A 13981-nucleotide genomic window follows, 5' to 3' on the forward strand; every position below is an offset into this window, starting at 1 on the left:
CGGACCGAACTACCCACTCAACCCGCTGAGGATCAGCTCATGTTCACCCACCGTCAGGACCTTCAGTTCACAACGGTTCCCGAGCATCCGGACGCCGGGTACGCCCGCCGTCTGGAGGACGTGCTCGGAGGCCAGTACGACGAGATCGCGGTTGCGATGCACTACATGTTCCAGCCCTGGGACATGCACGTTCCCGGCAGGTATCGCGACCTGGTCTTCGGCCTCGGCTCCGAACAGGTGGCCAACATCGAGATGCTGGCCACGATGATCGCGCGGTTGCTGGAGCATGCTCCGGCCGGTGTCCTCGACACTGCTGTCCGGCTCGACCCGACGGTCGCCGCCGTGATCGCCGGCACCGACCTCGAGCAAGCGCTCGCCGCCGGTGCCGGAGCTCATGCTGCGGACAACCCGTGGAAAGTGGCCTCCAGCAACGTCAGCAGAAACCTGGCCGCCGACTTGCAGACCAATGCCGCCGCCGAACTGGACCGCCGGATGCAGCTCTCGCGGCTCTACCGGCTGACCGACGACGCCGACATCCGGTATCTGCTCTCCTTCTTGCTGGCACGAGCCACGGCCAACCAGCGGCTGTGCCGATCCGTCTCCGCAGACCTGAAGCAAGAAGCCCCGCTCCAGCCCACCGAAAGCTGACAACCTCTACCTGCCGGTTGGATGAGGGGAGTGCCGATGGTGGTCAGCCGGTGCGAGTTGCGGCGTACGTCGTCCAGCAGGACTGTGGCTACGACCCACGCGAGGTACCCGGTGGCGAGGTAGGCCGGGCCGATGAACCACGGGACCTGGAAGATCTTGCCGCCACCGGTGTAGTGGTAGTGGCCGAACGGGAACCCGGTCTGGATGCTCAGATTTTCCAGGACATTGCTGATCACCAGGCCCCACTTGCCGAAATCGGCCGACGGGCGCATGCTGGATAAATAGACGATTGGATATTAAATCTACAGGATCCGGCGCACCGAGGAGAAGAGCCATGTCACGCGACCACACCGCTCCGGCCAGGATGGGTAACACCCCGGCCGACTACGCCCGCTTCGGCATCGAGCCTGGGGCGATCAAGCCGCACGAGGACGGTCTCCGCACCGACGGCGGCCCGGGCAGCTACGAGTGGTGGTACTTCGATGCGCACCTGGACGACGGCGCGAAGCTGGTCGTGGTGTTCTTCACCAAGGAGTTCACCGCCATCGACAGGCCGCTCGCGCCGATGATCCGCATCGACCTGACGCTGCCCGACGGCACCACGGTCGAGAAGCTGGCCGAGTTCGATGCGGAGGTGTTCTCGGCTTCGACCGACACCTGCGACGTCCGCATCGGTGCCAACGTCTTCGCCGGCGACCTGCACACGTACACGATTCGCGCCAAGGCCGAGGACGTCGAGGTCGATGTCACGTTGACCGGGCAGGTGCCCGCCTGGCGTCCCGAGTCCGGGCACTGGCTGTTCGGTGACGAGGGTGAGCAGATCTTCGCCTGGCTTCCGTCGGTACCTGAGGGCCGGGTCGAGGCGACGTACAGCATCGGTGGAAGGAGCAGCACGACCACGGGCGTGGGCTATCACGATCACAACTGGGGCAACACCCTGATGCTGAAGCTCATGCACCATTGGTACTGGGCGCGAGGCTCGGCCGGTCCGTACTCGGTGATCGCGTCCTACATCACCGCCGAGAAGCAGTACGGATACGCCACCCTGCCCGTCTTCATGCTGGCTCGCGACGGCAAGTTCATCGCCGACGACAAGACGAAGGTGACGTTCGAGGAACTCGGGCCCTACACGGACACGGAGACCGGCAAACCGGTCGCAAACGTCACTCGCTACACCTACACCGACGGCGACGAGCGCTACGTCGTCACCTACACCCGGCATTCAGACCTCTCGACAGTCAAGTTCGTCGACGGACTGAAAGGCCCGAAGAAGGCCGCCGCCAAGATCGCCGGCTTCGACGGCGCCTACCTCCGCTTCGTCGGCGAGGTACGCATCGAACACTACGAAGGCCACAACCTGATCGAGAGCCATGTCGACGACGCCCTCTGGGAACTCATGTACTTCGGAAAGGCCCGTCCCTGACTCCGGCTGCCAAGGCCGTTGGTGGTCAGTGTTTGTAGCGGTACGTCGAGTGGCGGCGGAGTGCGAGTTGGAGGGCCTTCTCGTCCTGGGCTTCGATCGCCTCGACGATCGCCCGGTGGACTGCCAGTCTGCGACGCCGCAACTGTTGTGGTGTCGTGTCGTCGCCGTTCTCGTGGATCACCGTCTGGGCCCGGGAGCGGACCGTCTCGAGGGCGGTCAGGTAGGCGACTCTGAGGAGCTCGTTGGTGCAGCACTCCGCGATCGCGGAGTGCAGCGACAGAACGGCTTGGTAGAGCTCCGTCCCGTTCTCGGTGTCCTCCAGTGCAGCGAGGTGCTCGTACAGTCGGCGGAGGTCGGCGGGCTTGCGGTTGGTGAGCGCGTTCAGCGTCACGGTCGGCTCGAGGGCGTCGCGGAGCTCGACCGCATCGGCGACGTCCTCGAGGCCATCGGTCAGCTGGACGAGCGAGTGCGCGAGGCGTAGTACAGGCCGGGGGGCCGCGACAAAGGCGCCGCCGCGTGGGCCTTGGCGGAGCTTGATCCGCTCTCTGCTGGTCAGGATCTGCAGCGCCTCGTTCAGCGTGGACGGTGCGACGCCGAAGGCATTGGCCAGCTCGGGCTTGGTGCCGAGCGGGGTGCCCGGCTCGATCTGTTCGCGGGTGATGAACGCGTCCAGGTAGGCGGCGACGCCTTCGGACCGCGAGCCGCGGTAGGCGCCGAGGCCGCCGTTGTCGCCGACGGCCTGCCGCAGCTTGGCGAGGATCGGCGCGGCCGCTCGGGCGGTGGTCGCGGGAGGCTCCGGTGTGCTCGCCATGTCACTCCTTCTGGGCGGTGGTCAGCATGCTTCGGTTCAATCTACTACCTGATCTTGTAACTAGCATGTTAATTGTGTTTAATGTGGCGCAATCCCAGGAGGTCTCCAATGCAGCGCTCATCGCTCGTGGCCGGCTCCGCCGCCGCTCTCACACTCCTTCTCGCCGCTTGCGGCGGGCCGTCGGCCGCCACCGGGTCCAGTTCGGTCGTCAAGATCGGCATGACCACCGAGGCCGGCAGCAACTACGACCCGGTGACGAACCCGAACGCGTTCGCGACCGGCTACCTCTCACCTGTCTTCGACACGCTCCTGACCAGGACCGATGCCGGCGGGTTCGCCCCTGACCTGGCCACGTCGTACGCCGTCGCCCCGAGCGGTAAGTCGGTGACGCTCACCTTGCGCTCCGGCGTGACGTTCCAGGACGGAGCCAAGCTCGACGCGGCGGCCGTGGTGGCCAACCTCGAGCGGGCGAGAACTGCCAAGAAGTCCGTGGTCAAGCTGGAGTTGGCGACCGTCACCGCGGTGAAGGCGGTGAACCCGACGACGGTCGAGATCGACCTGTCCAGCGGGGCGGGCGCCTTGCTCGGTTCGCTGACGGGCAGAGTCGGCATGATGGGCAGTCCCGCCAAGCTGAACGACCCGTCGTACGCGAACAAGCCGGTCGGCGCGGGTCCGTGGAAGGTCAGTGACGAGTCGGTGGTCGGGCAGCGGATGGTCTACACCGCATACGACGGCTACTGGGACAAGTCGGTTCAGAAGGTGAAGCGGATCGAGATCAGCCTCGTCACGGCCGAGTCGATGGGCAACGCGTTGCTCGGCGGGCAGATCGACATCGGTTCGGTCGAGGGGCGGCGGGACATGATCCCGCAGTTGGAGAAGGCCGGCTTCAAGGAGCAGGACTTCCCGACGATTCCGTACCAGCACATGCTGTACTTGCGGAAGACCGGCCCGCTCGCCGACGTACGAGTGCGGCAGGCGATCTCGATGGCGATCGACCGGGATGCCCTGAACAGTCAGGTCCTGGAGTCCGCCTGCAAGCCGCAGGCCGCAGTACAGGCACTGCCGGAGCCGCAGACCGGAGCCGCGCCGAAGGCTGACCTGACGGCCGCCAAGCAGTTGCTGACCGAGGCCGGCTACGGACAGGGGATCGACCTCAAGCTCGTGGTCAGCTCGGCAGGTCCGGGATCGAAGATCCTGCAGGCGATGCAGGGCCAGCTCTCGAAGATCGGCGTACGCATCTCGATCAACCCGATGGCCCGCGCCCAGCTCCTCAGCACCTATGTCGGCGGCAGTGTGGACGGATACTTCACAGTCAACACCGGCGACGCCGACCCTGCGTCGCTCGTCGCCCAGCTGAGTACGACGCTGAGTCCTGGTGACTTCAGCGATCCGGTGCTGAACCAGCTCGCGGCTCGCGGCGCGAACACCGTCGATGCCGCCGCGCGGAAGGCCGCCTACGCCGAGTGGAATCAGCGGTTCACCACGACCGCCTTCGGGATCGGTATCTGCAACCTCGAGCTGCCGTACATGGTCCGCTCGGGCATCGACGGTTTGAAGGTCGGCAGCCCCCTGCATATCGACCCGCGCGGCCTCCAGGTGCACTGACCATGAGTGCCGTGGCCATTCTCCGCCGGCCGGGTGTCCGGCTGGCGGGCCGGACCTTGCTCATCGCCCCGGTCCTGCTGGTCGTGACGATGTTCGCGTTCGCGTTGTCCCTGCTGGTCCCCGGCGATCCGGCCCACGCCATCCTCGGCGACGCGGCGACACCCGAGTCGGTCGCCGCGGTGCGGGCCGAGCTCGGCCTGAACCAGCCGGTGCCGGAGCGCTACGTGCACTGGCTCGGCGATGTGCTCAGCGGCGACCTCGGCCGGTCGCTGTTCGGTGGTACGCCGGTGCTCGACTCGATCACCGCCCGGCTACCCGTGACGATCTCGCTCGTCGGTGCGGCGATCCTGCTCACCATCGTCGTGGCTGTTCCGCTGGGCATGCTGGCCGGATACAAGAAGAGCAGGACCGCCGACCGGATCGCCAGTCTGCTCGTCTCGGTCGGGCAGGCTCTGCCGCCGTTCTGGGTCGGTCTGGTGCTCGTCGCCGTCGTCGCACTCGGCGCAGGGCTGCTGCCGCCGTACGGGTATGTGCCTGCTTCGCAAGGACTCGGGCCGTACCTGCAACACCTCGTGCTTCCGGCGCTGGCGCTCGCGATCCCCGGAACCTGCGAGTTGTTCCTGCAGACCCGAACGGCAGCCGTGGAGGTCTTCTCCGAGGACTATGTCCGTACGGCGCGTGCGGCCGGCCTGAGTACCTGGTCGATCCTGACGAAGTGGGGTGCCAAGAACGCGATGGTTCCGGTCGTCACGGTCTGCGGCCTCCAGCTCGATCGCCTGATCGGAGTGGCCGCGCTGGTCGAGGCCGTCTTCGGCATGCAGGGCATCGGATCGCTCGCGGTGACGGCGGCTCTCAACTCCGACATTCCCACTATCCAAGGGGTGGTCCTCGTCGTGGGTGGCTTCGTCCTCGTCGTGAACCTGTGCGTCGATCTGTCCTACACCTACTTCAATCCAAGGCTGCGGTCATGACCGCCGTCGCAGTGCTGCCGGCCGGGCGGACTCACAACTGGAGCCGGTTCAGCGGCGTCATCCTGCTCGGAGCCATTGTCGCGCTGTTGCTTGTCGCGCCTGCGTTCGCGCCGTACCCGCCGAACCAGACTGCGCTCGGGCCTTCCTTGCAAGGGCCGAGCTGGAGTCACCTGTTCGGGATCGACGAAGTCGGCCGGGATCTGTTCAGCCGGACCCTGAGTGGAGTCCGTACGTCGCTGGCCGCGGCCTCGCTGGCGGTAGGCGTCGCGCTGGTGATCGGCGTACCGCTGGGTGTCCTCAGTGGCTACCTGCGTGGGTTCGCGGACGGCCTGATCACGCGCGCGGTCGGCGTACTGCAGACGATGCCCGGGCTGATCCTGGCGATGGCGATCGTCGGGGCGATGGGACGAAGTCTGGTCAACGCGATGATTGCCATCGGCATCGTCTTTGTGCCGCGGATCTACCGGGTGGTCCGGGCCGGCGCGATGGCGACGTCGACGCAGACGTACGTCGAGGCCGCCCGTTCGATGGGGTCGCCGCGCTGGCGGATCATGGCCGGACACGTCCTGCCGGGGATCCTCCCTGCCGTACTCGTGCAGGCGTCGGTCACGATGGCGGTCGCCGTCCTGAGCGAGGCGAGTCTCAGCTTCGTCGGGCTCGGGGTGCAGCCGCCGTCGGCCAGTCTCGGCACGCTCATCGCCGAGTCGGACGACTACCTCGGCCGCGCGAGCCATCTGGCGATCCTGCCCGGGGTCGCGATGGTCTTCGTCGTGCTGCTGTTCACCGCCTTCGCGACCCAGTTGCGCCGACTGCTGGAGGGAGAGCGATGATCCAGGTCGAAGGTCTGAACGTCTCCTTCCGTACGCCGGGGCGCGCACCGCTCCCGGTGCTCAGCGACGTCTCGTTCACCCTTCGTCCGCACCGGATCACCGGCCTGGTCGGCGAATCGGGTTCGGGTAAGAGCGTCACCGCGCTGGCTCTGATGGACCTGCTGCCTCGCAATAGCGCAGAGGTCCAGATCGGCGTACTGCGGATGGGCGCGGACGAGATCGACACTGCGACGATCGGCGGTCGTCGCGGCCGTGAGTTGTCGATGATCTTCCAGGAACCGATGCGCAGCCTGAACCCGGCCTTCACGGCCGGCGAGCAGATCGTCGCCGTCGCCCGGCGGCACCTCCGGCTGGACCGTCGGGCGGCGCGCGCCAAGGCGATCGAGATGCTGAAGCTGGTCGGCATCCCCGATCCCGAACGCAACGCTGGTGCCTATCCGCATCAGCTCAGCGGCGGAATGTGCCAACGGGTCCTGATCGCGATCGCCCTCGTCGGCCGGCCCAGGGTGCTGTTCGCCGACGAGCCGACCACGGCCTTGGATGCGACCACCCAGGCGCAGGTTCTTTCCGTACTGCGGGAGCTCACCGAACGACTCGGGATGACGACGATGATCGCCACCCACGACCTCGGCGTCGTGGCCGAACTGTGTGACGACGTGCTGGTCATGTACGGCGGCCAGATCGTCGAGAGGGCAAGTGTCGACGAGTTGTTCCGTGCACCGCGACACCCTTATACGAAAGCGTTGCTGGCATGTTCCTCGGTCGGCCAGGAATCGTTGCGCGGCATCCCTGGATCCGTGCCGGCGCCCGGGCATTGGCCGACCGGGTGCAGGTTCGCGCCGCGCTGTTCGCTCGCATCGGCCGGCACTTGTGACATTGCCACGGTCCCGCTGATCGACCTACCGGGGGACCGGAGCGCGCGATGTCTGCGTCTTGACCAGACAGGAGAGACGAGATGACGGCTCTCGACGCACGCGGCGGCACCGAATCGCTGCTCGCGGCAGCGCCGCTGGTGGTGGCGACCGGGATCAAGAAGGTCTTTCGCCGCCAAGGTCTGGCGGCCGGGACGTTCACGGCCGTGGATGGTGTCGATCTGCGGATCGCACCGGGCGAAACTCTCGGCCTGGTAGGAGAATCGGGCTCCGGCAAGTCGACAGTGGGCCGGATGCTGGTCGGGATGTACCGGCCGGACGCGGGCCGGGTCGAGTTCGCCGGCGACGACGTGAGCACCCTGCGCGGCGCGGCCTTGCGCCGGTTGCACCAGTCCGCCGCGATGGTTTTCCAGGACCCGTACTCCGCGCTCGACCCACGCTGGTCGATCGAGCGGATCGTCGCCGAGCCGCTCGCGATCGCCGGTGAGTCGCGCAGCAACCGACGCAAGCAGGCCGCGGAGGCGCTCCGGCTGGTAGGACTGGACGAGTCCCACCTGCAGCGCCGGCCGGCAGACTTCTCCGGCGGCCAGCGACAGCGCGTCGCCATAGCTCGCGCGTTGGTCAGTCGGCCTCGTTTGATCGTCTGCGACGAGTCGGTCTCCGCACTCGACGTCTCCACCCAGGCTCAGGTGCTCGGTCTGCTGAAGGATCTGCAGGACCGGCTAGGGGTCGCGTACCTCTTCATCTCGCACGACCTCAACGCCGTACGCCGGATCAGCGACCGGGTCGCGGTGATGTACCTCGGCCGACTCGTCGAGGAAGGTCCGACCGAGCAGGTCGTGACCGCACCGGCCCATCCGTACGCCGCCGCCCTGGTGTCGGCGATGCCGGTCCCTGATCCGCTGGCGGTTCGTAGCCGGACCCGGATCGTGCTCGCCGGATCGCCGCCGTCGGCGGCCGACCCGCCGTCCGGCTGCTCGTTCCGGACCCGTTGTCCACTGGCCATGCCGATCTGCGCCGAGCGCCGGCCGGCCTGGACCGAGCTGTCCGGCGGCCGCCGGGTGGCCTGCCATCTGTACGACCGCCCGGACGCGCCGCGTACCGGACAGATCGGTGAGCTGATGCTCGCCGCCCTTTCTGTGCAACAGCCGACCGCTGTGAAGGAGACACGATGAAGATCGCTGCGTTCTCTACTGGGGACCGTCGCCGGCTGGGTGTGGTGCTCGAGTCCAATCTGATCGACCTGACCGACCTCGGCGTCAAGGCGCTGGACCTGGCCGACCTCTGGTCCGACTGGCCGGCCAACCGTGATCAGATCCTGGCCGGGCTGTCCGAACGACCGCCGGTGATCCCCGCGGCCGACGTGACCTGGTTGCCGCCGATCGATCCGGGGGCCACCTTTTGGGCGGCGGCCGCGAACTACGAGGAACACCTGCGCGAGGGCAACTTCAACCGGCCTGACTATCCACCGTTCTTCATCCGCAACGGCCAGTCTTTGGTCGGTCACGGTGGCGATGTCCACAAGCCCTGGTTCTCCGACCGGCTGGACTACGAGGGCGAGCTGGCCGTCGTCATCGGCCGCCGGGCACATCTGGTCAGCGAGGCGGAGGCCGTCGACTACATCGCCGGCTACACCTGCTTCAACGACGGATCGGTGCGGGACTGGCAACGCCACACGACCCAGATCACCGTCGGCAAGAACTTCTCCCGCAGCGGGGCCCTCGGACCGTGGATCGCCACCGCGGACGACGTACCGGATGTGGACAACCGTCAGTTGGAGACCACGATCAACGGCCGGCAAGTGCAGTCCAGCCCGGTCGGTGCGGCGATCTGGGGCATCCGGTACGTCGTGAGCTACCTGTCCGCGATCACCGAACTCCAGCCGGGCGACATCATCGCCCTCGGTACGCCGGGAGGCGTCGGCGCCCGCCAGGACCCACCCCTGTTCCTGTCCGCGGGCGACCGGGTCTCGATCGCGATCGACGGCGTCGGCGTACTGAGCCACGGCGTGGTGGAGCCGCCCGCAAGCACCGAGCCCTGGCCGGCAGGTGTTCGATGACCACGTACGACGTAGGCGGCGTCCGGCTGCCGCGACCGTTCCAGATCCGCCGGGTCTCGCACATCGGGCTGAACACCGTCGATGCCCCGGCAATGCTCAAGTGCTATCGCGACCATCTGGGCCTGCGGAGTACCGACAGCTCCGAGAACCTTGCGAACCGGCTCGACCCGGACGGCGAACACCTCACCGCCGAAGGCGCCAGGGAGATGCACTTCCTGCGGTACGGCGCCGACCATCACCAGTTCGTGCTCATGCATCGGCAACTCTGGTCGCTGATCGATCCCGAACACGCGTCGGTCACGATCAACCAGCTCTCCTGGCAGGTCGGCAACCTGGCCGAGGTGGCGGGAGCGGTCGACTACCTGGGCGGCGAGAAGCAACGCATCCTTCGCTCCGGTCGGGACATGCCGGGCTCGAACTGGCATACCTACGTCCTGGACCCGAACGGGTACACCGACGAGCTGACCTTCGGGATGGAGCAGGTCGGCTGGGACGCACTGAGCAAACCGCGAACGTACTGGGACAGCCTCCGGCACCGGACGTTCCCCGATCTGCCGATCCCGTCCGAGTTCGCCGAGGTGGAAGGGCGGCCGGCGGGCGAGCTAGGTACCGGGTTCCGGCCCCAGGCCGAGGAGGAGGGGTACGCCGTGGACGGCGTACTGCTCGCCAGGCCGTTCAAGGTCGTCGGGCTCGGGCCGTTCTCGATCGTCGTCGACGACCTCGACGAATCGCTCGGGTTCTACCGGGACCTCTTCGGCTTCCAGGTCCGTAGTCGCGCCACTCACGACGGGGTCGACTTCGCGATGCTGTCCTGCAACAGCGGTCACCACGCGCTCGCGCTGTATGCCCCGGAGGTGCGAGAGCGGGTCGGGCTCCCCGCTGGGACGAGTGTCTTCGGTGTCGGCTTCCAGGTGGCCAACCACCGGCAGTTGCTGGATGCGGTGGCTTATCTGACGGACTGCGGGTACGCCGAGGTCGACGTACCGGCCGAACTGGTCCCAGGTTTCTCTCATGTCACCCACCTGCGCGACCCGGACGGCAACCTGATGCAGCTCTACTTCCACCAGCGGCAACTCCCGCCCGGCGCGGATGACGGCGTACCGCCATCGATGGTCGGTCCGGCGTCGTCGTGGCCGCAGACGATCGATGCGCCGGTGGACGTGTTCGGCGGCGAGATCTTCATGGGGCCGTGGGGATGAGCGGCGATCGGCTGCGGGACCGGCGCGAGATCCAGGAACTGCTCGCCCGGCGGGCCACGGCCAGCGACCGGCGCGATCCGGAGGCGATGCTGGCCTGCCACACCGACGACAGCACCGACGACCACGGCAGCGGCAGGGAAAGTGCCCGGACGTTCATCGAACGGATGGCGGCCACCAGCTATCGCGACCCGGACAACGGACCGCAGAAGCACATGATCGGCAACGTGCTGGTGGATTTCGTCGACGACGACGTTGCCCTGGTGGAGAGCTACCACCTCGCGTATCACCGCCATGGCGTACAGACCGGACCGTCCGACAACCTCATCGCCGGTCGCTACCTGGACAAGGTGCGCAAGGTGGACGGGCAGTGGCTGATCGCCGACCGGACCGTCGTCTACGACTGGTCGCGGACCGCCGCTGCTACTGATCCGACTCGATCACCCGGCGCTACGAGCGTCGTCGACCTCAAGGAGAGGACTCCCATGGAGCTCGCCGACCTGATCGCGAAGCAGGAGATCACCGAGGTCCTGTACCGCCGGGCGCGGGCCGGCGATCGGCGCGACCACGCGCTGGCCTTGTCCTGCTACCACGAGGGCGCGACCGAGGAGCACGAAGGATTCACCGGTCCGGCTGCCGATTTCATCCTGGAGCACTCGGCCTACGCGCCAGGCAAGACTCCGCCGACCAGTTCGCTCGTGCACTTGATCGCCAACGTCCTGATCGAGTTGGACGGCGACGAGGCAGCGGTCGAGTCCTATCACCTTTGCTTCATGACCGGCGGCGGAACCGACACGACCATCTCCGGCCGCTACCTGGATCGCTTCGCCAGGAGGAACGGCCGATGGGCGATCGCTCACCGGCAGGTGGTCTTCGACTGGTCGCGGACCGAGCCCGGCGCGGAACGCTTCTGGGATCGCTACCCCGACCAGTCCAAGATCGCCTTCGGCCGCCTGGGCCCGGAAGACCCGCTGTACGGCATGGTCGAGCGCGAGGTGACAGATGCCTGACCTGGAGGCGCCGTACTACGACGTGGTGGTCGTCGGCTACGGACCGGTCGGCGCCACCGCCGCCAACCTGCTCGGCGCCGCCGGGGTGCGGACGCTGGTCGTCGATCGCGCGACGACGATCTTCGACGTCCCTCGGGCGATCCATTTCGACGCGAGCATCCTGCGGGTCTTCCAGTCGATCGGCCTCGCCGACAAGATCTCCGCGCAATGCCGGGTGATCGACCAGATGGCGACGTACGGCGCCCAGGGCCAACTGCTCTCGTCCAGCTCGAGCGGGTCCGGAGCGGACGGGTGGGCCGATCATTACAGCTTCTACCAGCCAGAGCTGGAGCAGACGCTGCGCACCGGCGTCGAGCGCTACGCGAACGTCGATGTCCTGCTGGGTACGACGGTCACGGCGGTCGTCGAGGATACGGCCGACGTTGCCATCCGCTGGGAGAGCTCTGTTGCCGAGGGCGCCGTTCGTGCGGCCTTCGTGATCGGTGCCGACGGCGCCGCGAGCACGGTGCGCAAACTGGCCGGAATCCAGCTGGACGACCTCGACTTCGACGAGCCGTGGTTGGTCGTCGATGCGTTGCTGGACGGTCCGCACGACCTGCCGGAAGCGACCTCGCAGATGTTCTGCGACCCACGCCGGCCGACCACGGTCGTACCGGGGCCTGGCCGGCATCGGCGCTGGGAGTTCATGCTGCTGCCGGGGGAGGACCCGGCGGAGATCGCGACGCCGGAGAGCATCGAATCGTTGCTGTCGGCGTACGTCGATCCGGTGGCGGTGAAGTTGCTGAGGGCAAGCGTTTATCGCTTTCATGCGCTCCTGGCGCAACAATGGCGGCAGGGTCGGGTGATGCTCGCCGGCGACGCGGCGCACCAGACGCCGCCGTTCCTCGGTCAGGGCATGTGTCACGGCATCCGGGATGTCCAAGCGCTCGCCTGGCGGCTGAGGGCGATCCTGCACGGCGAGGCAGGCCTGTCGCTACTGGACTCCTATCAACCCGAGCGGGAGCCGCAGGTGCGCGAGGTGATCGGACGTGCGGTCACCAAGGGTCGCGAGATCTGCGTTCTCGACCCGGATCTCGCGGCGGCCCGCGACCGGGCCGTGCTCGAGCGGTCGGCCTGGGGGCAATCACTGGACAGCACGATGATGCTGGCCGTGACGAGCGGCTTCATCGACCCCGGCCGACTCGCCGCCGGCGTCGTACCGCAGCCGCTGGTGAAGGGCAGTCGCCTCGACGACCTGCTGCCCAAGGGATTCTCAGTGATCACCGACGCCCCCGACCTGGTCGCTTCCGCCGAGCCATTGCCGGCCACCCTGGTAACCGCTCCGACCGTATCCACCTGGCTGGACGCAGCCGGAGCGCGGGCCGCTTTACTCCGGCCTGACCACCACCCCTACGGCTTCGCCGCAACCGCCACCGAGCTCGAGCAGCTCGTCAACAGGCTGCGATCCCGCCTGTGCAGCTAGGCCCTGGCAACGTGGTCGGCGATCAGACGAGTCGGTTGGTCTCCTCGACCACCGCGGAGTGGATGCCCGCTGAGGTCTCACGCATGTAGGCCGCACGCAGATCGTGAGCCTTCTGGTAGCTCTCGGACTGCAGGGCCTCGTGCATCTGCTCGATCGAGTCGAAGCTGATCTGCACGATCGCGTCGATCGGATCTTCGGCGTCGTCCGTCGCCAGGTCGGCCAGGAAGTACTGGATGTAGGCCCTGGTCTGGGGGAGTGCCTGGTAGGTCGGTCCGTAGTCGTCCTTCATGAAACGCCGGAATTCGGCAGTCTCGATCTCGGGCTTCTTCCGGATCACGGTCAGCAAGGTGTGCACGGTCTTCTCCGTCTCCTGAACACGTGTTCAGGAGTACAGATTATCATGAACAGGTGTTCAATAGAGCGGTGCCCAAACAGGAGTCCCGTGACCTACGCGCCGTCTTGCTCCAGACGGCGATCGAGTTGCTCGCCGAGCCGCAGGCAGTCGCCGTACCGTCGCTGCGCTCGATCGCCCGTGCCTGCGAGGTCGCGCCGTCGGCTGTGTACTGGCACTTCCCCTCGGAGGCAGACCTGCGGTCGGCGGTGCTCGATGCGGAGTACTCCGACATGGTCGGGTCGATCGAACGGGCGCTCGACGATCGGCCATCTGACGCGGATGCCCTGGAAGTGGCCGGCCAGGCCTATGTGGCCTGGGGTTTGAGCCACCCTGGTGCCTATCAACTGCTCTTCGAGAGCGCCGATCCGCTACCTGAGACCCGCGCCGAGTACGGTCCACGTCTGCAAAATCGCATCGTCGAACTGGCCACGGCCGTCGATGCCGACGATCCGTTCTCGGCAGCCCTCCTACTGTGGACCGTCTGGCACGGACTCGTTTCCTTGCGGTTGCACAAGAAGGAGTGGAACTGGGGGATGACGCCGGCGCAGGCGAACGCACGCCTGATCAACGCCTTGAAAACAACCTGACTTGACCGCTCATCGCCGTCGCGGACCGGTGCGGCCACTGGATTCCCGAGGAGCGACCGGCCTGGCTGACACGCCAGATCCTCGAATTCACCTCTCGATCGCACTCGGCGCTC

At 67.1% G+C, this 13981-nt stretch carries 14 protein-coding genes and 1 pseudogene; 12 read left to right on the forward strand and 3 right to left on the reverse strand.

Features of this window, described 5'->3' with window-relative positions:
* The first annotated feature begins 39 nt into the window (after positions 1 to 39).
* Positions 40 to 648 (forward strand): manganese catalase family protein, encoded by a 609-nt coding sequence (locus EV650_RS00875; RefSeq protein WP_134114334.1) that lies wholly within the window; start codon positions 40 to 42, stop codon positions 646 to 648.
* Between the two features lie 53 nt (positions 649 to 701).
* On the opposite strand, the pseudogene EV650_RS41455 reads toward EV650_RS00875, so the two are convergent.
* A pseudogene (locus EV650_RS41455) lies at positions 702 to 920 on the reverse strand (carotenoid biosynthesis protein); the annotation flags it as partial.
* A 62-nt stretch (positions 921 to 982) separates the two neighbouring features.
* Between EV650_RS41455 and EV650_RS00885 the strand changes: the two are divergent.
* Positions 983 to 2071 carry a lipocalin-like domain-containing protein gene (locus tag EV650_RS00885; RefSeq protein WP_134114338.1) on the forward strand — a complete coding sequence of 363 codons (1089 nt, stop codon included), beginning with the start codon at positions 983 to 985 and terminating at the stop codon, positions 2069 to 2071.
* 25 nt (positions 2072 to 2096) lie between these two features.
* On the opposite strand, the gene EV650_RS00890 is transcribed toward EV650_RS00885, so the two are convergent.
* A complete protein-coding gene (locus tag EV650_RS00890) occupies positions 2097 to 2882 on the reverse strand; it encodes a FadR/GntR family transcriptional regulator (protein ID WP_134114341.1) in 786 nt (261 codons plus the stop codon).
* Positions 2883 to 2990: 108 nt separating this feature from the next.
* On the opposite strand from EV650_RS00890, the gene EV650_RS00895 reads away from it, so the two are divergent.
* From EV650_RS00895 to EV650_RS00935, 9 genes are read left to right on the forward strand one after another with little or no spacing between them, the layout of a single operon-like run.
* The gene (locus EV650_RS00895) at positions 2991 to 4487 is read left to right on the forward strand and encodes an ABC transporter substrate-binding protein (protein WP_166677974.1); all 1497 of its coding nucleotides are present in this window, start codon (positions 2991 to 2993) and stop codon (positions 4485 to 4487) included.
* Positions 4488 to 4489: 2 nt separating this feature from the next.
* Positions 4490 to 5458: an ABC transporter permease gene (locus EV650_RS00900; RefSeq protein ID WP_134114345.1), complete on the forward strand. Its 969-nt coding sequence runs from the start codon at positions 4490 to 4492 to the stop codon at positions 5456 to 5458.
* Positions 5455 to 6288: an ABC transporter permease gene (locus EV650_RS00905; RefSeq protein WP_134114347.1), complete on the forward strand. Its 834-nt coding sequence runs from the start codon at positions 5455 to 5457 to the stop codon at positions 6286 to 6288. Before EV650_RS00900 ends, EV650_RS00905 begins: the two co-directional genes overlap by 4 nt.
* On the forward strand, positions 6285 to 7247 hold the full coding sequence (locus tag EV650_RS00910; RefSeq protein WP_134114349.1) for an ABC transporter ATP-binding protein: 963 nt from the start codon (positions 6285 to 6287) through the stop codon (positions 7245 to 7247). Before EV650_RS00905 ends, EV650_RS00910 begins: the two co-directional genes overlap by 4 nt.
* Complete coding sequence (locus EV650_RS00915) at positions 7244 to 8335, forward strand: ABC transporter ATP-binding protein (protein ID WP_134114351.1); 1092 nt, start codon at positions 7244 to 7246, stop codon at positions 8333 to 8335. The genes EV650_RS00910 and EV650_RS00915 overlap by 4 nt, the downstream gene beginning before the upstream one ends.
* Positions 8332 to 9219 carry a fumarylacetoacetate hydrolase family protein gene (locus tag EV650_RS00920; RefSeq protein WP_134114353.1) on the forward strand — a complete coding sequence of 296 codons (888 nt, stop codon included), beginning with the start codon at positions 8332 to 8334 and terminating at the stop codon, positions 9217 to 9219. Before EV650_RS00915 ends, EV650_RS00920 begins: the two co-directional genes overlap by 4 nt.
* Positions 9216 to 10418: a VOC family protein gene (locus EV650_RS00925; RefSeq protein ID WP_134114355.1), complete on the forward strand. Its 1203-nt coding sequence runs from the start codon at positions 9216 to 9218 to the stop codon at positions 10416 to 10418. Before EV650_RS00920 ends, EV650_RS00925 begins: the two co-directional genes overlap by 4 nt.
* Entirely contained in the window at positions 10415 to 11425 is a 1011-nt protein-coding gene (locus EV650_RS00930) for a nuclear transport factor 2 family protein (protein WP_134114357.1), read from the forward strand. The genes EV650_RS00925 and EV650_RS00930 overlap by 4 nt, the downstream gene beginning before the upstream one ends.
* Complete coding sequence (locus EV650_RS00935) at positions 11418 to 12887, forward strand: bifunctional 3-(3-hydroxy-phenyl)propionate/3-hydroxycinnamic acid hydroxylase (RefSeq protein ID WP_134114359.1); 1470 nt, start codon at positions 11418 to 11420, stop codon at positions 12885 to 12887. The genes EV650_RS00930 and EV650_RS00935 overlap by 8 nt, the downstream gene beginning before the upstream one ends.
* 22 nt (positions 12888 to 12909) lie before the next feature.
* Here the strand turns inward: EV650_RS00935 and EV650_RS00940 are convergent, their stop codons facing one another.
* Positions 12910 to 13242 carry an EthD domain-containing protein gene (locus EV650_RS00940; RefSeq protein WP_134114361.1) on the reverse strand — a complete coding sequence of 111 codons (333 nt, stop codon included), beginning with the start codon at positions 13240 to 13242 and terminating at the stop codon, positions 12910 to 12912.
* Positions 13243 to 13310: 68 nt separating this feature from the next.
* On the opposite strand from EV650_RS00940, the gene EV650_RS00945 reads away from it, so the two are divergent.
* Complete coding sequence (locus tag EV650_RS00945) at positions 13311 to 13868, forward strand: TetR/AcrR family transcriptional regulator (protein WP_134114363.1); 558 nt, start codon at positions 13311 to 13313, stop codon at positions 13866 to 13868.
* The last annotated feature ends 113 nt before the right edge of the window (positions 13869 to 13981 follow it).

It is taken from the genome of Kribbella kalugense, assembly GCF_004365875.1.
GTDB classification, from domain to species: domain Bacteria; phylum Actinomycetota; class Actinomycetes; order Propionibacteriales; family Kribbellaceae; genus Kribbella; species Kribbella kalugense.